At 55.6% G+C, this 17,375-nt stretch carries 14 protein-coding genes and 1 pseudogene; 8 read left to right on the top strand and 7 right to left on the bottom strand.

What is annotated here, in order from left to right:
• Positions 1-162: 162 nt before the first annotated feature.
• Together ACN0RL_RS07250 and ACN0RL_RS07245 are read left to right on the top strand one after the other, a co-directional pair.
• Positions 163-1,650, top strand: a complete 1,488-nt coding sequence (locus tag ACN0RL_RS07250) for a SulP family inorganic anion transporter (RefSeq protein ID WP_417515190.1) — start codon at positions 163-165, stop codon at positions 1,648-1,650.
• 1 nt (position 1,651) lies between these two features.
• Positions 1,652-2,545 (top strand): universal stress protein, encoded by an 894-nt coding sequence (locus ACN0RL_RS07245; RefSeq protein ID WP_417515188.1) that lies wholly within the window; start codon positions 1,652-1,654, stop codon positions 2,543-2,545.
• Between the two features lie 86 nt (positions 2,546-2,631).
• Here ACN0RL_RS07245 and trpB read toward each other — a convergent pair whose 3' ends face one another.
• A complete protein-coding gene (gene trpB, locus ACN0RL_RS07240) occupies positions 2,632-3,837 on the bottom strand; it encodes a tryptophan synthase subunit beta (protein WP_417515186.1) in 1,206 nt (401 codons plus the stop codon).
• Positions 3,838-3,930: 93 nt separating this feature from the next.
• Complete coding sequence (locus ACN0RL_RS07235; protein ID WP_417515184.1) at positions 3,931-5,997, bottom strand: TonB-dependent receptor plug domain-containing protein; 2,067 nt, start codon at positions 5,995-5,997, stop codon at positions 3,931-3,933.
• Between the two features lie 145 nt (positions 5,998-6,142).
• On the opposite strand from ACN0RL_RS07235, the gene ACN0RL_RS07230 reads away from it, so the two are divergent.
• The 4 genes from ACN0RL_RS07230 to ACN0RL_RS07215 are packed head-to-tail and all read left to right on the top strand — an operon-like array spanning position 6,143 to position 9,883.
• A complete protein-coding gene (locus ACN0RL_RS07230; RefSeq protein WP_417515182.1) occupies positions 6,143-6,925 on the top strand; it encodes an ABC transporter permease in 783 nt (260 codons plus the stop codon).
• A complete protein-coding gene (locus tag ACN0RL_RS07225; RefSeq protein ID WP_417515180.1) occupies positions 6,922-7,662 on the top strand; it encodes an ABC transporter ATP-binding protein in 741 nt (246 codons plus the stop codon). Before ACN0RL_RS07230 ends, ACN0RL_RS07225 begins: the two co-directional genes overlap by 4 nt.
• Positions 7,659-8,684, top strand: a complete 1,026-nt coding sequence (locus ACN0RL_RS07220; RefSeq protein ID WP_417515178.1) for an ABC transporter substrate-binding protein — start codon at positions 7,659-7,661, stop codon at positions 8,682-8,684. Before ACN0RL_RS07225 ends, ACN0RL_RS07220 begins: the two co-directional genes overlap by 4 nt.
• Entirely contained in the window at positions 8,681-9,883 is a 1,203-nt protein-coding gene (locus ACN0RL_RS07215) for an NnrS family protein (RefSeq protein WP_417515176.1), read from the top strand. The genes ACN0RL_RS07220 and ACN0RL_RS07215 overlap by 4 nt, the downstream gene beginning before the upstream one ends.
• A 66-nt stretch (positions 9,884-9,949) precedes the next feature.
• Here the strand turns inward: ACN0RL_RS07215 and ACN0RL_RS07210 are convergent, their stop codons facing one another.
• The 3 genes and pseudogenes from ACN0RL_RS07210 to ACN0RL_RS07200 all read right to left on the bottom strand — a co-directional run bounded on the left by ACN0RL_RS07210 (position 9,950) and on the right by ACN0RL_RS07200 (position 11,707).
• A complete protein-coding gene (locus ACN0RL_RS07210) occupies positions 9,950-11,143 on the bottom strand; it encodes an NAD(P)/FAD-dependent oxidoreductase (RefSeq protein WP_417515174.1) in 1,194 nt (397 codons plus the stop codon).
• A gap of 61 nt (positions 11,144-11,204) precedes the next feature.
• Positions 11,205-11,327 (bottom strand): annotated as a pseudogene (locus tag ACN0RL_RS07205) (isomerase); the annotation flags it as partial.
• Between the two features lie 98 nt (positions 11,328-11,425).
• Entirely contained in the window at positions 11,426-11,707 is a 282-nt protein-coding gene (locus tag ACN0RL_RS07200) for a hypothetical protein (protein ID WP_417515172.1), read from the bottom strand.
• A gap of 228 nt (positions 11,708-11,935) precedes the next feature.
• Between ACN0RL_RS07200 and ACN0RL_RS07195 the strand changes: the two genes are divergently transcribed.
• Entirely contained in the window at positions 11,936-13,381 is a 1,446-nt protein-coding gene (locus ACN0RL_RS07195) for a PLP-dependent aminotransferase family protein (RefSeq protein ID WP_417515170.1), read from the top strand.
• On the opposite strand, the gene ACN0RL_RS07190 is transcribed toward ACN0RL_RS07195, so the two are convergent.
• Both ACN0RL_RS07190 and ACN0RL_RS07185 read right to left on the bottom strand, forming a co-directional pair.
• Complete coding sequence (locus ACN0RL_RS07190) at positions 13,372-14,025, bottom strand: response regulator transcription factor (RefSeq protein WP_417515168.1); 654 nt, start codon at positions 14,023-14,025, stop codon at positions 13,372-13,374. The two genes, ACN0RL_RS07195 and ACN0RL_RS07190, sit on opposite strands and share 10 nt — an antisense overlap.
• Positions 14,018-15,496: a sensor histidine kinase gene (locus tag ACN0RL_RS07185; RefSeq protein WP_417515166.1), complete on the bottom strand. Its 1,479-nt coding sequence runs from the start codon at positions 15,494-15,496 to the stop codon at positions 14,018-14,020. Before ACN0RL_RS07185 ends, ACN0RL_RS07190 begins: the two co-directional genes overlap by 8 nt.
• Positions 15,497-15,671: 175 nt before the next feature.
• Between ACN0RL_RS07185 and ACN0RL_RS07180 the strand changes: the two genes are divergently transcribed.
• Complete coding sequence (locus ACN0RL_RS07180) at positions 15,672-17,300, top strand: acyl-CoA synthetase (protein WP_417515164.1); 1,629 nt, start codon at positions 15,672-15,674, stop codon at positions 17,298-17,300.
• Positions 17,301-17,375: the final 75 nt, after the last annotated feature.

Raw genomic sequence — 17,375 nt, 5'->3', positions numbered from 1 at the left:
TGCCGGAATAATAGCAGCCCGCAAGGTTGGGGGGACAGGCGCCCTTACGCCGGAACCCGTATTTTGATAGAATCCGCGCCCTTTATTTTGCCGTAATCCGTCATTCAAGTGACCGCAATCCGACGTTCATCAAACAGCGCAGCCACCCGGGTACCCAAAGCTATGGTAAATACACTGAAAGCCAACTGGTTTTCCAACACCAAAGGCGATCTGCTCGCAGGAATCGTTGTTGCCCTTGCGCTGATTCCGGAAGCGATTGCTTTCTCGATCATCGCAGGAGTGGATCCTAAAGTCGGGCTTTATGCCTCATTCTGTATCGCTGTTATCATCGCGTTTGTGGGTGGCCGCCCCGGCATGATCTCTGCTGCAACCGGCGCCATGGCGCTTCTGATGGTAACGCTGGTAAAGGAGCACGGACTCGAATACCTGATGGCAGCCACGCTGTTAACCGGTGTGATCCAGATTGTGGCGGGCTGGCTGAAGCTGGGCAGCCTGATGCGATTTGTGTCGCGCTCGGTGGTGACGGGTTTCGTAAACGCCCTGGCCATCCTGATTTTTATGGCCCAATTGCCCGAGCTTACCAACGTAACCTGGCACGTCTATGCCATGACTGCTGCCGGGCTGGGCATTATCTACCTGTTTCCCTATGTGCCTGTGCTGGGCAAGTTGCTGCCTTCGCCACTGATTTGTATCGTGGCGCTGACCATCGTTGCTGTCTTGTTCAATATTGACGTGCGTACGGTGGGCGATATGGGCGAGCTGCCCGATACCTTGCCGATCTTTCTCTGGCCAGACGTTCCGCTGAACCTTGAAACCCTGATGATCATTCTGCCTTACGCTATCCCGTTGGCTGTGGTGGGTTTGCTGGAATCCATGATGACCGCCACCATTGTGGATGATTTGACCGATACCGAGAGTGACCGTAACCGCGAGTGCCGGGGGCAGGGCATTGCCAATATCGGGTCTGGCCTGTTTGGTGGTATGGCGGGTTGCGCAATGATTGGCCAGTCGGTAATTAACATTAAATCCGGTGGCCGCACCCGGCTTTCCACCCTCACCGCAGGCGTGTTCCTCATGGTGATGATACTGGTGCTTGACGATTTGCTGGTGCGAATTCCTATGGCAGCTCTGGTGGCGGTGATGATCATGGTGTCCATAGGCACCTTTTCCTGGGAATCCATTCGTAACCTGAAAACCCACCCGCTTTCTACCAACATTGTGATGCTGGTAACCGTGTGCGTTGTGGTTGTGACTCACAACCTGGCGCTGGGTGTGTTTGCCGGCGTGCTGCTTGCGGCGCTGTTCTTCGCCAACAAGATCGGGCACTTTATGGAGGTGCAAACATCGCTGGACGAACCATCGGGTACACGCAAGTACACCGTGATGGGGCAGGTGTTTTTCAGTTCATCGGAAAAATTCGTTGCTGCGTTTGATTTTCGCGAAGTGGTCGATAAAGTGGTGATAGACGTGAGCCGTGCCCATTTCTGGGACATAACTGCCGTGGGCGCGCTCGACAAAGTCGTTATCAAGTTCCGCCGTGATGGCGCAGAGGTGGAAGTGATTGGTATGAATCAGGCCAGCGCTACCATCGTTGACCGTTTTGGTGTGCACGACAAGCCGGAAGGCATTGATCAGCTGATGGGCCATTAATATGCAAGACGCAACAGGACGTCCCCAGTCCAATCCCCACGACACATTGCAGGTTGTGGCCTGTGTTGACGGTTCCGGCGCTGCGCCAGCAGTATGTGATTACGCCGCCTGGGCCAGTAAATATATGGATTCGCCCTTGACCCTGCTGCACGTGCTCGATGAAGAGCGCTATCCGTCTGAGCCGGATCTGGCCGGGAACATTGGACTGGGTAGTCGAGAGCACCTGCTGGATGAGCTGGCACAACTGGACCGTAAGCGGGCCAAACTGGCTCTGGAACATGGTAATCATATGCTGGATGAGGCAGCGCAAAGGATACAGGCAGCCGGCATCAGCGATATTAAAAAGCGCCAGCGCCACGGGGATCTTACGGAATCGCTGCTGGCCATGCAGGCAGACATTCGTTTGCTGGTGATGGGATTGCACGGCGAAAGCAGCTCAGACGGCGAGCAACACATCGGCAGCCAGCTGGAAACCGTTATCCGCAGCATGAGCCGACCGATCCTGTTAGTGCCGAACGAGTTTTCAGCCCCGAAAAGCGCCATGCTGGCGTTCGACGGCAGTGCAACGGCGTTTCGCGGTGTTGAACATCTGGCAGCCAGCCCGGTACTCAAGGGCATGCCCCTGCACCTGGTGATGGTGGGCAATGAAACGTCAGAATCCATGGCACAGCTGCGTAAGGCCGAGGTTATGCTGGCGCCTCTTGAGTCAGACATCACACTGGCTATCCGAAGCGGTGAAGTGGAGCCGGTATTGCACGGTTATCAGGATGAATTCGATATCGACATTCTGGTGATGGGCGCCTATGGCCACTCGAAAATCCGCCGGTTTTTATTGGGCAGCACGACGACGAGCATGCTCACGACTGCTAAAAAGCCACTGGTGATTCTGCGTTAGAGTTGCGATCAAAAAATGGTGTATGGCCAGCAATAAAAAGGCGAAGCCTGCTCAGGGCTTCGCCTTTTTATTGCGGCGACAGATGTTTACAGCCCCAGTTTTTCAGCCACGTAATCGGCGTCTTTATCCCCGCGGCCCGACAGGTTGATCAGAATCGACTGATCCTGCGACAGCTTCGGCGCCTCACGTATGGCCCAGGCTACAGCATGAGCGCTTTCCAAAGCGGGGATGATGCCTTCTACCCGCGACAGCATCATAAAGGCATCCAGGCACTCGGTATCGTTGGCGCTGGCGTATTCCACCCGACCCAGATCTTTCAGGTAACTGTGCTGCGGGCCACTGCCCGGGTAGTCCAGGCCGGACGCTATGGAGTGAACCGGCATCGGGTTACCTTCGCCGTCTTCCAGCACATAACAGGCCATACCGTGTATCTGGCCGGGTTTGCCCAGTGTCATGGTGGCCGCGTGGCGCTCTGTATCCAAACCCTCACCAGCCGGCTCTACGCCCACCAGCTTAACGCTTTCATCGTTCAGGAATGCGGTAAAAATGCCCATGGCATTCGAGCCGCCACCTACGCAGGCCGCTATGTAATCCGGCAGTTTGTTGTAGCGTTCCATAAACTGCGATCGGGCTTCCCGGCCAACTACCGACTGAAAATCGCGAACCATGCCGGGGAACGGGTGCGGGCCCACAACGGAGCCAATGGCATAAATAAAATTGTGCGGGTCTTTCAGGTATTCATCGAAGGCGCTGTCGACGGCATCCTTCAGGGTAGCGGTGCCGCGGGTTACCGGAATCAACGTTGCTCCCAGGATTTTCATCTTGGTGACATTCGGATGCTCTTTGGCGATATCCACCGTGCCCATATGAATTTCGCAGGGAATGCCCACCAATGCGCAAGCCGTCGCCAGAGCAACACCGTGCTGGCCTGCACCGGTTTCAGCAATCACTTTGGTTTTGTTCATGAACTTGGCCAGCAAGGCTTCGCCGAGGCAGTGATTGATCTTGTGAGCACCGGTGTGGTTCAGGTCTTCCCGCTTCAGGTAAATGCGAGCGCCCCCGAGTTTTTCAGAAAGCCGGCGGGCGTAAAAGATCGGGCTGGGCCGGCCTACATAATCTGCCAGCAAGTAAGCCAGCTCGTCCTGAAAATCCTTACGCTGGCGGATTTCCTGATAGGCGGCGCTGATTTCGTCCATGACCTGCTTCATTTCCGGCGGTACGAACTGTCCGCCGAATTTACCAAAAAAGCCCTGTGCGTCGGGCAGGTTGTCGTAGGGGGAAGGTGTGCTCATAAAAAACGATCTCGCTCGAAATTATTGAGTAATCATAGCGCTCCGTTCGGGAGCGCTCAATGTTGGCTTTCGAAGCTCGTCGATCATTCGGAATCAGAAACTACCCTCAAGCCTTGCCACAAGGCCACGACCCGGCGACAGAATTCCGCCCTCAGTGAGGTGCTCCCGGTAACGCTTGTCAAGCAGGTTATTGCCTTCCAGAGTTATGTTCAGGTTCCTCAGTTCACCGGTTGAACCGAAGTTCCATCCCAGAGACATATCAATGGTTGCATAGCCGGGCGTACTGCTTTCCGTGTTGTTGGAGAAGATGTCAGCCGTTCTGTTCTGTTCAGCTACTGCACGAACCTGGCCGTGCCAGTTGAAGCCCGGGCGGAATTGCTGGCCAAGGCCAAGGGTGAGCTCGGGCGCTGGCATCTGGTATAGCGGCTCATCATCCTGTTTGTTTTCACCGCGAAGCCAGGTAAGGCTGCCATCAATATCAATGGCGGGAGCGCTGGCATTGAGTGCTTCCATCGGCATGACGAAACCAGCTTCAGCACCGTAGATTGTGACTTCGTCCAGGTTTTCCGTTTGTTTGATGGGCAAGTTGTTGCTGGGGTTGTTGGTACCCGTCACCCGGCCGGCAATGTAATCATCGATGCGAGTGTAGAAAGCAGCGAGTTGGTATTCACCCATGCGGCCGCGGCCTTTCACACCGATTTCCGCACTGGTGGATTTTTCCGGATCCAGCTGTGGATTGCCCTGATGGAAGTAACCATCGCCCCGTGACGCATCCTCAAAGCGCTCGCGCATATCCGCAGCACGGTATGCTGTGCCTAAGGAAACGTAAGGGTTAACCATGTCGTTCAGGTTGTAGATAGCGCCAGTAGACCAGGAAACCGCTTCGTTACTGTTTTTCAGGCCATCTGTGCGGGCGCCAGCGCCGTTTCCCACCACACTGGCATCACCGGTAACCTTGTCGTACCGGGCTCCGATTTGAATATTCCAGTCGCCGGTCGCAATGTCGTCTTGTAGAAAAACGCCTTGGCTTTGTATTTCTCCATCCCTGAATGGAGAGTTGGAAATCGCGGTATCTGACAGCGGTGGATTATAAGTAAACCGTTCCGGGTCTGCGGTCATTTCCCAGACTTCCAGGCCCACCGTCAGCAGGTGAGCTTCAGCAATAGGCATCCGGTACTGGGCTTTAGCGCCGTCGGTGTCGAAACTGACATCATTCCATACCTGATTGCGATCCTTGAAATCCCAGTAGGCTCTTATCTCACGTTCTACCTCCTGCCGGTAGATGCTTGCTTCGAAGGTCCCGGATGCAATCGCGGCTTCATAGCCCAGTTCTGCGAGCGTTCTGGTTTGCTCCGGAGAGTGAATGGTCAGAGTTCCATTGCCTCCCGGGCCGGGTTTCGCTGATCCTGGGTACCACACTTCGCTGTCTTCATGGTTTTGCAGGTTAAGTGTCAGTTTCTGGGTATCAGTCAGGCGATAGGCGTATTTGGCCAGGAAGGATTCTGAACGATAACCGCTGTTTTCCACATCACCATCCGGAGTTTCATAGTCGTCTATATCTTTGGCTGCAGCCCCAAGAACCAAACCGTGATTCTTGCTGGAGAGTTGAACCAGGGCGCCTCCGGCCAGGCTGCTGTCTACTGTTCCGGTGCTGCCGGAAAAGCGGCCATGAGTTTCGGGGGACTCCGAGAACCCCGCCTCCGGGGTAATCAGATTGATCGCGCCACCCAACGCTCCCGTTCCGTGCAGCACGGAGCTTGGCCCTTTTACCACTTCAACGCTTTCCAGCAGGCTCATTGCTGCTAGGGAGGCGATAGCACCCTGGGGTTGGGCCGAGTTAAGCCGAGCGCCATCCACCAGTACAACGACACTTTCTTTTCTTAACCCCCGGATTACCGGATTGCCGCCCCAGGCGCCGCCGTCACCCTGAACGGTGAGGCCAGGTTTGCCTTCGAACAGATCGCCGGCGGTCGCTGAAGCGGGTGCCGAGCTGGCATCGAGTTTCTCGGTGGCGCTTGCCGTTTCCAGAGTGTCGGACTCGTAGCCTTTGGCAGTTACCACCAGTTCGTTCAGTTGCGTTTGTTGTGCTAATGCCGGCCCTGACAGGGCGGTGGTGGCAGATAATGAAAGTATGGCAAGGCTCAGGTGGCTGGGCGTCATGAATGCTCCGGGTGTGATGTCGGTATGAAGATTAGTAAATAACAATAATACAAATACAAATACAAATCAATATCATTTGAGTTTTATCAAGTGCCCGTGAGAAAGTAGCGGTTATCCTGCAGTCCTTATCAAAGAGCGTGGAATTATGAGCAGTCTTATCCGAACCGGTTTGAGTTGGGGTGGAAGCCTGACCGGTATATTGCTGTTTATGGCTATATGGGAATGGGGAAGCCTGAACTACGGCAGCTTTCTGTTGCCGGGGCCTCGGGATGCCCTTGCGTCCATACAGGGCTTCTGGCAGCAAGGTGAGCTCTGGGGGGCGGTCTGGGCCACAACCTGGAGAGCTATGACGGGATTTGCTCTGGCAGCGCTCGCTGGGCTCGTAATCGGGTTGATGGCCGGGCTGTCGCACACGCTCGGGCGCGCGCTCGAACCGGTATCGACGGTGTTGCTGGGGATTCCTCCGATTGCCTGGATTGTACTGGCCATACTCTGGTTTGGCAGTGGTTCTATGGCGGCCATTTACACCGTCGCGGCAACCACTTTGCCGGTCACCTTTGCGGGTGCGCAGATAGGCGCCCGTACGCTCGATAAACGTCTGCAGGAGATGGGTGATGTATACCGTGTACCCGGCTGGATGCGGCTGTGGGACTTTTACCTGCCTCATATTGTGTCCTACGTGTTTCCGGCTTTGATTACGGCGTTGGGTGTTGCCTGGAAGGTAACGGTTATGGCCGAGTTGTTTGCCACGGAGGAGGGCGTGGGTGCGGGCCTTGCAATGGCTCGAGTCAATCTGGATACAGCCGGTGCCATGGCCTGGATTCTGGTAGTGGTGGCGCTTTTGCTGATCGCTGAGCACGGATTTTTGCGGCCGCTGCAGAAGAAAATGGAACCATGGCGCCAGGGCGCTTCGCAGGCAAAATCATGATGAATCTTCATAATGCGTCATTGGAACTCGGGCCGAATAAAATACTTGAAGCCATCAATTTGAGCGTCCAGCCCGGCGAATCTGTATGCCTTGTCGGGCCCTCAGGGTGCGGTAAAACCAGTTTGCTGAGGCTTGCAGCCGGGTTGGTAGATGTTTCAGGTGGTTCCGTAGAAAACCGTTTTGCCTGCACGGCAGCGGTTTTTCAGGAGCCACGGCTGCTGCCATGGCGGCGTATGCTGGACAACATTGCTCTAGGCCTGAAAGCCCGGGGCGTGCCGCGTAAGGAACGCATGGACAAGGCCCGGGAACTGGCAGATTCAGTTGGCCTTGCTGATAAATACACGCTTTTTCCCCATGAACTATCCGGGGGTATGCAACAGAGAGTGGCTCTGGCCCGTGCATTGGCGGTAGGAGCTGATCTGCTGTTGCTGGATGAGCCGTTCAGCGCTTTGGACGTTGGGCTGCGCAACGAAGCTCAGGAGTTGGTTCAGCACCTGGTGGTCGAGCGGGGTATTGCCAGTTTGTTGGTGACTCATGATCTGACTGAAGCCCTGCGATTGGCTAATCGCGTTGTCGTCATTTCGGGCTCACCTGGCCGGGTTGTCTATGAACATCGCGTGGATGAGCCGTTTGCGAGTAGAACACAGGCCTGGCTTTATGAGGCTGCTGCCCAGTTGTTGCGGCAGCCTGTGGTGAACGAGAGTTTTCTTTATAACCCGCAGTTGGAGGTGGCATGAACCGTATAAATCGTCGCGATCTACTGAAACTGGCAGGCAGTGCGGCTTTGTTATCGGCTTTGCCTTTTCAACGTGCTATCGCGCAGTCGCCAGGTACGCTGATCGCAGCAACACCTTACGGCATTCCACAGGTGATTCTGGCGCGGGCTCTGGAAGACCCCGCAGTGCGGGAGCTGATTCCCGAACAGGAACTGAGGGCGTGGAAGGATCCTGATCAGCTTCGAGCCTGGTTGGCCAGGGCAGAGGTGATGCTCACTGCAACACCAACGAATGTGGCTGCCAACCTCTACAACCGTGGTGTTCCCCTTGTGCTGATGAATGTCAACGTGTGGGGCACCCTCGGTATGCTCGGGCTGAAAGAAAAAGGCCCTTTGCAGTCTGTGGAGGATCTTGCTGGCCGCCATGTGGGCGTGCCCTGGCGAGGCGATATGCCAGATCTGGTGTTCAGGTACCTTATCGGCAAAGCCGGGCTGGAAGTGGGTCGGGATCTCAAAGTCAGCTATCATTCCAGCCCTTTTGAAACGGTGCAGATGTTTGTCGCCCGGCGCCTGGACGCGGCCGTTCTGCCTGAGCCCATGCGCACCGCTACGCGGCTGCAAACAGCTCAGTTTGGCCAGGTGCCGACCGAGCTGGATCTGCAGCAAGAGTGGGCGCGCCTGACAGGTGAGGCGCCAGGGTTGCCGCAGGCCGGGGTGGTTTGTCGTCGAGAGCTTCTGGAACAATATCCGGATCAGGTCGCAGCAATACAGAGCGCCATAGGTCGTGCGGTTGAATGGGTGGTTGCAGAGCCAGATAAGGCTGCTGTTGTTGGCAGTCAGAACTCCCCCCTTGCTAGGAATGTTTTTGAAGGCGCGATACCTCGCACGCGTATTCGTATGACGTCGGCGGCGGAGTCGAGGCCAAGCCTGGAGTCGTTCTTCATGGCACTTACAGAGCTTTCCAGTGGATTTGTTGGCGGTAAGCTGCCGGACAGCGATTTTTATCTGCCGGATCTTTCGGGTGAGGTTGGGAACAGGGCATGAAATCAAGAGGTTCGGTTTTTCAAAGCCCTTGGCTGGCGTATGGGTTTCGACCATTCTTCCTGCTGGCGGCAATCTATGGGCCGCTTGCGCTAATCCCCTGGGTAGGGGCGCTTCTCCAACAATTTACATTGCCCATGGCGATGATGCCTCTGGCCTGGCATGGCCATGAAATGCTGTTTGGATTTGCGAGTGCTGCGCTTGCGGGCTTTCTTTTGACCTCCATTCCTTCCTGGGCAGATGTTCGGCCTCTGGAGGGGAAAGCGCTCGCGGTGCTGGTTAGTCTTTGGCTGCTGGGCAGGCTGGCGTTCTGGCTCTCTGCCAGTTTGCCGCAAACTCTGGTCGCCATGGTGAATATTGCCTTCCCGCTTTCTCTGCTTTTCTGGGCTGCCCCCGCTCTGTTGTCCGATAAAGGGCGTCGGCATCTGAGTATCGGCCTGACGTTGCTGGCATTTGTTGTTGTTCAGGTGTTGTTCTATCTTAGCTGGCTTTGGCCTGAGCTAACCTGGTTGTCGCCACTTGTTCTTCTGAACACCGCTGTAAATGTCCTGCTTGTTCTGATTGCGCTCACAGCCTCACGTATTGTGCGAGTGGTTGCGATGGCCGCAAAAAAAGAGCTCGGGGAGGTTGGGCCACCGCGTCTGACACCGGCCCGGGAATATCTGGCGATTGCTGTACTCATCCTCTATGTAGTGGCGGACATGCTGGCGCCCGGGCACCCGGTGACCGGCTGGATTGCGTTGGCTGCAGCCGCTGCTCAGGCAGACCGGCTGAGTGAGTGGCCGTGGGGTAAGGCTATGGGGAAACTATATATGTTGCTGCTGACAACGGCTTATCTGTGGATGGTGGTTGGCCTGGTTCTGGTCGGGGTAAGCGCATTGGTCGATAGCTTGCCAGGCTACGCCGGCCGCCATGCGCTTTCAGCAGGGGCGGCCGGTACGGCTATTCTGGCTGTATTCTGCATTGCGGGTCTCCGGCACACCGGGCGAACGCTAAGCCTGCCAAAAATAATCTGGCCTGCTCTGATCGCGCTTTTTCTGGCGGTAGCGTTGCGCACTCTGGTTCCCATCTGGTGGCCTGAAGTGTACTTGTTGGCAGGCGTAGGACTTCCGTTTGTACTGTGGTTGATTACCTACGCCCTTTACCTGTTCGGTTACGCACGTTTTCTGGTCAGTGCGCGTGCAGATGGGCTGGCAGGTTGAGCGGGAGAGCATGGTTGCTCCTTTACGGCGTTGGACCTTAGTTGCGCCGTTTGGCCTGAATAACTATCAGGCGTCCAAACCTGCTGCTACTCCCGACGACCATGCCCAATTGAAGTTGTGTCCGCCCAGGTGGCCGGTTACATCCACAACCTCGCCGATGAAGTACAGGTTCGGATGATCCAGCGCCGCCATTGTTTTTGAGGAAAGCTGACGGGTATCTACTCCGCCCAGGGTTACTTCGGCGGTTCGATAGCCCTCGGTTCCCGCTGGTTTGATCGTCCAGTTCCCGAGTGTGTCAGCAATCTGCTCGATGTCGCTGTTTCTGTAGCCCTGAAGCGGGCCGCTCCAGCCGTAAAGCTCGTTAAATGCCTGTGCGAAACGTTTGGGCAGATGCTGGGCGAGGTATTGAGCGATCGTTGACTGTGGCTTTTGTTTGCGCAGAGACATCAGGTCTTCGCGGACGTTTTGATTTGGCAGCAGGTTGATTGTCAGAGGGTCGCCGGGCTGCCAGAAGCTGGAAATCTGCAGCATGGATGGCCCGCTCAGGCCTCGATGCGTGACCAACATGGGTTCCCGGAAGTAATGGTTATTGCAGCCGGCTTCCACTGGGCAACTGACGCCGGAAAGAGGTGCAAGCTGTTGTTTCAGTTCCGGATGCAGCGTGAAAGGCACCAGCCCGGCCCGGGTGGGCAGAACGGTGAGCCCGAACTGGCGGGCAATCTCGAACCCGAATCCTGTCGCGCCCATGGTGGGGATGGATAAGCCGCCGCAGGCGATAACCAGGGATTCGCAGGTCAGGCTGCCCGAACTGGTGTTCACGCGGTAGTGTCCATCGCCTTGGTTGATGCTTTTCACGCTGGTTTTCATGCGAATTTCAGCGCCGGCCCAGTCGCATTCCGTCAGTAGCATGTTAAGTATGTCTTTTGCGCTGTTTTTGCAGAAAAGCTGACCGGCGGCTTTTTCTTCATGTTCAATGCCGTGGCGTTCGACAAGATCCAGGAAATTCTGTGGGGTATAGCGCTTGAGGGCGGAAATGCAGAAGCGCGGATTGTCTGATAAAAAATTGGCAGGCGTGCTGTTGAGATTGGTGAAGTTGCAGCGGCCACCGCCAGACATGAGGATTTTTTTGCCGGGCTTATTGGCGTGGTCCAGCACCAGAACTTTCCTGCCGCGGTAACCGGCGGTGGCGGCACACATAAGGCCCGCGGCGCCGGCACCGATAATGATCACATCGTACTGGTTACTGGAACTTGCCGTCATTGCTGCCTGCCGGTTGGTGGATGTGGCGCGCAGTATACCAGCCTCAGAGCAGCTGTATTGCTCATTCCAGATGCACAGTTCCTTCCATATAGAACGCAGCCTGCCCGGCAATGGCAACACGGTCGCCTTTCAATTCGCAGCGTAAAAGGCCGCCTCTGGAAGACAGTTGCCGGGCTTCAAGTCTGGTTTCGTCCGGAAGCCATGCGTCCAGCGGCATGACCGCGGCAGGGTTGCCCTTGAAAATTTCGTTGGTAAACGCGTCTACCTGGTAGATGGGGTATCTCATGTTCCGTTCTCCAAGGGCAAACGCCTGGCGTAGAGGTGAGCTTTATAGCTGGCAAACTGCGCAAGTTCACGCTCACTGTAAAAGTGCAGCTCGGGCAGAGGGTTATGGTGTGTTACTACCCAGTGTTCCTGTTCCGGCTGACGAACAGAAAATCCGAGATCTTCCAGCCACTTGCTGCTGATGTCCGGGGCTTCCCCGTACAGCGACGGAACGTTGGATTGAAGCCCGAAAAGATTATGCCGGGTTGCTGCGAGACCATGTGCGTTGGCGATACCCATGATGAAACTCCTTCTTCTGATTGCGATGTTGTTATTGTCCTCCCGTGCTGACAGCCATAACAGATTCAGATAATCTGTTTTTGAACCGGTACAGAGCCATATTTATACCATCTGTGCTGGTCATTTTTTACAGTATCTGTGCTGTTCATATCTGATGGTCTTCTGTTGCAATGGCAGCAGTGGTGCCTTGACGGGCAGCGAGACGATTGATTCGAAGAGGCAGCGGCGATGGGTGTTCTATACAACCAGGTAGCAGACAGGCTTCAGACACTGATTCAAGAAGGCGTCTACCGGGACGGAGACCGTCTGCCGGGCGTGCGGGTGCTGAGCAAGCAGTTCGGTGTCAGCATCTCAACCGTGTTGCAGGCACACCAGACGCTTGAAGCACGTGGCTATCTTCAGGCCCGGGAGCGCAGTGGCTATTTCGTGCGTTTGCCCGCAGTCGATGCCCCCGAGCCGGTTATGCACAAACATCGGAGCCGCCCGCTGCCGGTCACTGCCCGCGAGATGACCCTGGAATTGTGCGCAGACGAGCAAAAGCGCATGGTGCCGCTGGCTACTGCGACTCCCCATGCCGATTACCTGCCGTTGCGGCAGATTCAGCAATGCACCCTTTGGGCGGCAAGGCGCGGTCTTGAAACACTGGATTATGCCTTTCCCGGCAAAGAGTCATTTCGCAGACAGATCGCACAGCGCATGGCCTCCGTAGGTGTTCCGGTTACGCCGGACGATGTACTTGTTACCAATGGCGCTCAAGAGGCGATTATTCTCGGCTTGCGGGCGGTTACTCAGCCCGGAGATGCAGTGGCTGTTGAGTCGCCCTCTTTCCCGGGCATTCTTCAGGCCCTGGAAGTCGTCGGGTTGCGGGCGATGGAAATTCCAACTCATCCATCGGACGGTCTCAGCCTTGAAGGCCTCCAGTTGGCGCTGGAGCAGTGGCCTTTGAAAGCCTGCGTGGTGGTAACCAATCACAGCAATCCTATGGGCGCACGAATGCCCGATGAGCGCAAGAAACAGCTGGTGTCGATGCTTGCCGCCGCCGGAGTGCCGTTGATCGAGGATGATATCTACGGTGATCTTTACCACACCGGCGAGAGGCCGAGACCTGCCAAGGCCTTTGATCGCACGGATAACGTGATCTACTGCAATTCGTTTTCAAAAACCATTTCCCCCGGGCTGAGACTGGGCTGGATGTTACCCGGGCGCTATATGGCTGGCGCCAGACAGCAAAAGTACTTTTCCAATCTGGCGACGTCTTCCATTCCGCAACTGGCGGTTGCGCATTTTCTGGAGCAGGGTGGTTATGATCGTTATCTGCGCTCCGCCCGGCAGAATTACCGGGAGGCCACGGAGCGTATGAGGGCGGCTGTGGCGAGATCATTTCCTGTGGGTACCGCGGTAAGCAGGCCCCAGGGTGGCTTCGTGCTCTGGGTGCAGTTGCCAGCTGGTGTTTCCGGTACACGGGTTTATCACCGCGCCCGGGCGGAAAACATCAACGTCGCACCGGGTTTGATGTTCTCGATTTCAGACAAATTCGAGTCGTGTTTGCGATTGAACGGCGGCAACCCCTGGAGCGAACGTATCGATCAGGCCATCGCCAGGCTCGGGGCCTTGGCTCATGAGGAGCAGGCGCGCAGCGGCCAGAAAAACAGGGAGGCGATTGTTCAGGATTGAGCGCGAAGATTCAACGGATCAATCAACCCTGCGGTGATAGCTATACCCGTAATATCGGGCAGTCGCTCAGCACCGAGTCGCTTCATGACGCGGGCCCTGTAAAGATCAATGGTCTTGGTGCTGACCCCCAACTGATCGGCAATTTCCCGGCTGGTATAGCCTTGCGCCATGGGTAGAAAAACATCCCGCTCCCGGCGCGTAAGTGTCGTAATAAGCGCCTCGGTCTGATCATCTCCCAGCTGCATGTGGCTGGACTGCTGATGAGCCTCCAGTGCTTGCTGCACGCTGTCCAGAAGCAGTTGTTCGTTAAACGGTTTCTCGATGAAATCAAAGGCGCCTGATTTGAACGCGCGCACCACAATAGGCACATCGGCATGGCCGGACACGAATATAATCGGCAGCTCAATGCCTCGCTTTTGCAGCTCTTCCTGAACGTTAAGCCCACCAAGGCCTGGCATTCTTACATCCAGCACAACGCAGCCGCCCCGGTCTTCTCCCAGGGCGTCAAGAAACTTGCGGCCGTCGCTGTACGCCTGCACGTTTAAACCGACCGACTCCAGCAGCCACTGAGTGGATTCCAGCATGCCGGCGTCGTCGTCAACAACGTAAACAGTGGTGGCCTCCGGGGCAGGTTGGTCACTCATCGGGTGCAGTCTCCGTGCTTGGTATGCGTTTGTTGGCTGCTGCTTTCGGGAAGCGGCAGGTTAATGTAAGGCCGCCGGTTGCAGCAGGCTGCGCATCAAGAAAACCGCCAAAACCTTCGACGATTGAGCGGCTCATGGAGAGCCCGAGCCCCAGCCCCTGAGGCTTGCTGGTATAAAATGGCTGAAACATCTGTCTGATTTCCTGTTCATCAAGGCCGGGACCCTCGTCTGTAACATCAACCAGTGTTTCGCCTTCGTTATTTACGGATGTTGAGATTGCCAGGCGGGAACGTTCTCTGTCCGGTTGAGAACTGCGGGCTTCGAGGTTTGCTTCGATGCCATTACGAATCAGGTTGATCAGCACCTGTTCCAACAGTACCGGATCTGCGATGACCGTTGGTTCTCCGGTGGCAGGTGTACATATGATGTCCACGTTGTTTTTGTCGGCTTCCCACTGGCATAGACGCGCGACATTCATGAGAGTGTGGTTGAGCAAAACCGTTTCGATACGCTTTCTGCCTTTGCGAAGAAAGGCTCGCAGCCGCTTTATGACTTCTGAAGCGCGATTGGCATGGTGAATGATTTTCTCAAGACCATCGTCAACACGATCAAGATATTCGGGGTTCGCCCCTGCATTTTTAAGGTAGCGCTGGCTGGCACTGGCGAAGTTGACGATTGTTGCCAGAGGCTGGTTCATTTCGTGGGCAATGCTTGAGGCCAGTTCGCCGAGAGTTGCCAGCCGTGCCGTGTGGGCAAGCTCATCTGCCAACCTGCGGCTGTTTTCTTCCGACTCTACCCGCGCCGTGATATCTCTCGATACGCTGACTACCTCAACAACCGCACCCGTATAGGTTTCCCGTATGGCCCGGCTTGCAATCTCGAGCCAGCGTTTGCTGCCATCGCGATGGGTTATATCCAGCGTCATGGTTGCGTAGCCGTCGTCCCTCAGCAGTCTGTGGCTTTCCATCAGTTGCCGGGCTGTACTGTCGATATGGAAAATATCTTCCAGGGGCTTGCCCCGAAGTTCCTCTGGCCAGTATCCGAGCAGGCGCCAAGAAGCGGGGGTCGCGTCTATAAATCGGCCGTCGGGAGCATGCCGCGATATGAGATCGGTGGTGTTTTCGGTTATCAGCCGGTAAAGGCGATTCGATCGAACGGCCTGTTCATGGGTCCGGACATCCTCTGTGGCATCTCTGCCACGGGCAAGCACCTCGCCTGTTTGCGGGCAGGGGATAAACGTCCACATCAGGATGATGTCGTTGAATCGGGCTTCCGCATTCTCGATAGACCGGGCCTGCTGCAGGGCTGCTTTTACCAGTGCCTCCACATTCGATGGGAGCAGGGCCGTAAGGTTGGGAAGGTTGTTCCCGGCCCTTAGTGTTTCCGCGGCCTTATTGCTGCGCAAAACGCCGGCGCTTGCACTGAGTATCAGGCCGGGTTGCGGATCTGCGTCTGACAAACTAAAACCCATAGTAGTAACAGAGTCGCTCGTTAAGGGTGGGTTATAGTATTAACACTATAATACGTTGGTGTAATTTCTATAAAATCATCTGTTAAATATTATACCGCGCTATGAAAGTATAGCGACTCCAGCGATTCTGCTGAATACACCACAAGAACAATAGGCTCATTCAGAGGACCACACAATGACCTCGATTTTTGACCAGGATCTTGCGCCCGTAGGTGCCAATTACGCTGTTCAATCTCCCGTTGATTTTATTGAACGAACTGCCAGTGTGTACCCGGATTATCCGTCCATTATTCACGGAGCTATCCGCTATAACTGGTCGCAGACCTATGATCGTTCCCGCCGGCTGGGGTCGGCACTGAAAGGTCGTGGCGTTGGCAAAGGCGACACTGTCGCAGTAATGCTGCCGAATATTCCAGCGATGGTGGAATGCCATTTCGGCGTGCCCATGATAGGCGCAGTGCTGAATACGCTGAACGTTCGCCTCGATGCAGAAGCAATTTCTTTTATGCTCGAGCATGGCGAAGCAAAAGTTGTGATCGCAGATCGCGAATTTGGCGAAGTGATACGTGATGCTGTCAGCCGTCTGGACGACAAACCCCTGGTTATTGATGTAGATGACCCGGAGTATGGTGAAGGCGTTCAGGTAAGCGATCTGGACTACGAAGCGTTTTTGAAGGAAGGCGATCCGCAGTTTCAGTGGAGCTTCCCGGACAACGAATGGGATGCAATATCGCTGAACTACACCTCCGGAACGACTGGCAACCCCAAAGGTGTGGTTTATCACCACCGCGGAGCTTATATCAACGCTCTGGGCAACCAGGCCGTGTGGTCGATGGATATGCACCCGGTGTATCTGTGGACATTGCCCATGTTCCACTGCAACGGCTGGTGTTTTCCCTGGACGATTACGGCTATGGCCGGCACGCACGTTTGCCTGCGCCGGGTTGATCCGGAAAAAATCCTGCAATTGATCCGTGACCACCAGGTCACGCACATGTGCGGCGCGCCCATTGTACTGAACGCATTGCTGAATGTGCCGCCTGAGTCCAAGGCCGGTATCGATCACGAAGTCCGCTCGATGACCGCAGGTGCGGCGCCTCCGGCTCAGGTTATTGGTGCTGTCGAGGAAATGGGCATCAAGGTGACTCACGTATATGGCCTGACGGAAGTTTATGGTCCGGTAACAGTCTGTGCGTGGAAGTCTGAGTGGGATGATCTGCCGCTGCATGATCGGGCGAAAATAAAAGCCCGCCAGGGTGTGCGTTATCACACTCTTGCCGGCACCATGGTGGGTGACATCGAAACAATGGAACCGGTTCCCAAAGACGGCAAGACCATCGGTGAAATCTTCCTGCGCGGTAATACCGTGATGAAAGGTTATCTGAAAAACCCGAAAGCCACTGAGGAAGCGTTCCGTGGTGGTTGGTTCCATACCGGCGACCTGGCCGTGTGGCACGAAGACGGCTATATGGAAATCAAGGATCGTCTGAAGGACATTATTATTTCCGGCGGCGAGAATATTTCGACCATTGAAGTGGAAGATACGCTGTACCGTCATCCCGCTGTTCTCGAGGCAGCTGTAGTGTCTCGCCCGGATGAAAAATGGGGCGAAACGCCCTGTGCTTTTGTGACCCTGAAACCGGAAGCGGGTGATGTGAGCGAAGCGGATATTATCAACTTCTGCCGCGAACACCTGGCTCGCTTCAAGGTACCCAAGACCGTTGTTTTCTCTGACCTGCCCAAGACCTCCACGGGCAAGATCCAGAAGTTCGTACTAAGGGATCAGGCCAAAGAACTGGACTGATCTACTGACCGGCAGTGCCAGGCCTGGTGCTGCCGGATTTAACCAAAATAAAACATGATCAGGCACTCGCTGCGC

The sequence above is a fragment of the Marinobacter sp. genome, from assembly GCF_048259445.1.
Lineage (GTDB): Bacteria > Pseudomonadota > Gammaproteobacteria > Pseudomonadales > Oleiphilaceae > Marinobacter.
This window is presented reverse-complemented; position numbering and strand designations above follow the sequence as displayed.

What these genes read in the sequence shown, in the direction of transcription:
- ACN0RL_RS07250 (WP_417515190.1), top strand. Translation starts at nt 163, where the DNA reads ATGGTAAATACACTGAAAGCCAACTGGTTTTCCAACACCAAAGGCGAT.
- ACN0RL_RS07245 (WP_417515188.1), top strand. Translation starts at nt 1,652, where the DNA reads ATGCAAGACGCAACAGGACGTCCCCAGTCCAATCCCCACGACACATTG.
- trpB (WP_417515186.1), bottom strand. Translation starts at nt 3,837, where the DNA reads ATGAGCACACCTTCCCCCTACGACAACCTGCCCGACGCACAGGGCTTT.
- ACN0RL_RS07235 (WP_417515184.1), bottom strand. Translation starts at nt 5,997, where the DNA reads ATGACGCCCAGCCACCTGAGCCTTGCCATACTTTCATTATCTGCCACC.
- ACN0RL_RS07230 (WP_417515182.1), top strand. Translation starts at nt 6,143, where the DNA reads ATGAGCAGTCTTATCCGAACCGGTTTGAGTTGGGGTGGAAGCCTGACC.
- ACN0RL_RS07225 (WP_417515180.1), top strand. Translation starts at nt 6,922, where the DNA reads ATGATGAATCTTCATAATGCGTCATTGGAACTCGGGCCGAATAAAATA.
- ACN0RL_RS07220 (WP_417515178.1), top strand. Translation starts at nt 7,659, where the DNA reads ATGAACCGTATAAATCGTCGCGATCTACTGAAACTGGCAGGCAGTGCG.
- ACN0RL_RS07215 (WP_417515176.1), top strand. Translation starts at nt 8,681, where the DNA reads ATGAAATCAAGAGGTTCGGTTTTTCAAAGCCCTTGGCTGGCGTATGGG.
- ACN0RL_RS07210 (WP_417515174.1), bottom strand. Translation starts at nt 11,143, where the DNA reads ATGACGGCAAGTTCCAGTAACCAGTACGATGTGATCATTATCGGTGCC.
- ACN0RL_RS07200 (WP_417515172.1), bottom strand. Translation starts at nt 11,707, where the DNA reads ATGGGTATCGCCAACGCACATGGTCTCGCAGCAACCCGGCATAATCTT.
- ACN0RL_RS07195 (WP_417515170.1), top strand. Translation starts at nt 11,936, where the DNA reads ATGGGTGTTCTATACAACCAGGTAGCAGACAGGCTTCAGACACTGATT.
- ACN0RL_RS07190 (WP_417515168.1), bottom strand. Translation starts at nt 14,025, where the DNA reads ATGAGTGACCAACCTGCCCCGGAGGCCACCACTGTTTACGTTGTTGAC.
- ACN0RL_RS07185 (WP_417515166.1), bottom strand. Translation starts at nt 15,496, where the DNA reads ATGGGTTTTAGTTTGTCAGACGCAGATCCGCAACCCGGCCTGATACTC.
- ACN0RL_RS07180 (WP_417515164.1), top strand. Translation starts at nt 15,672, where the DNA reads ATGACCTCGATTTTTGACCAGGATCTTGCGCCCGTAGGTGCCAATTAC.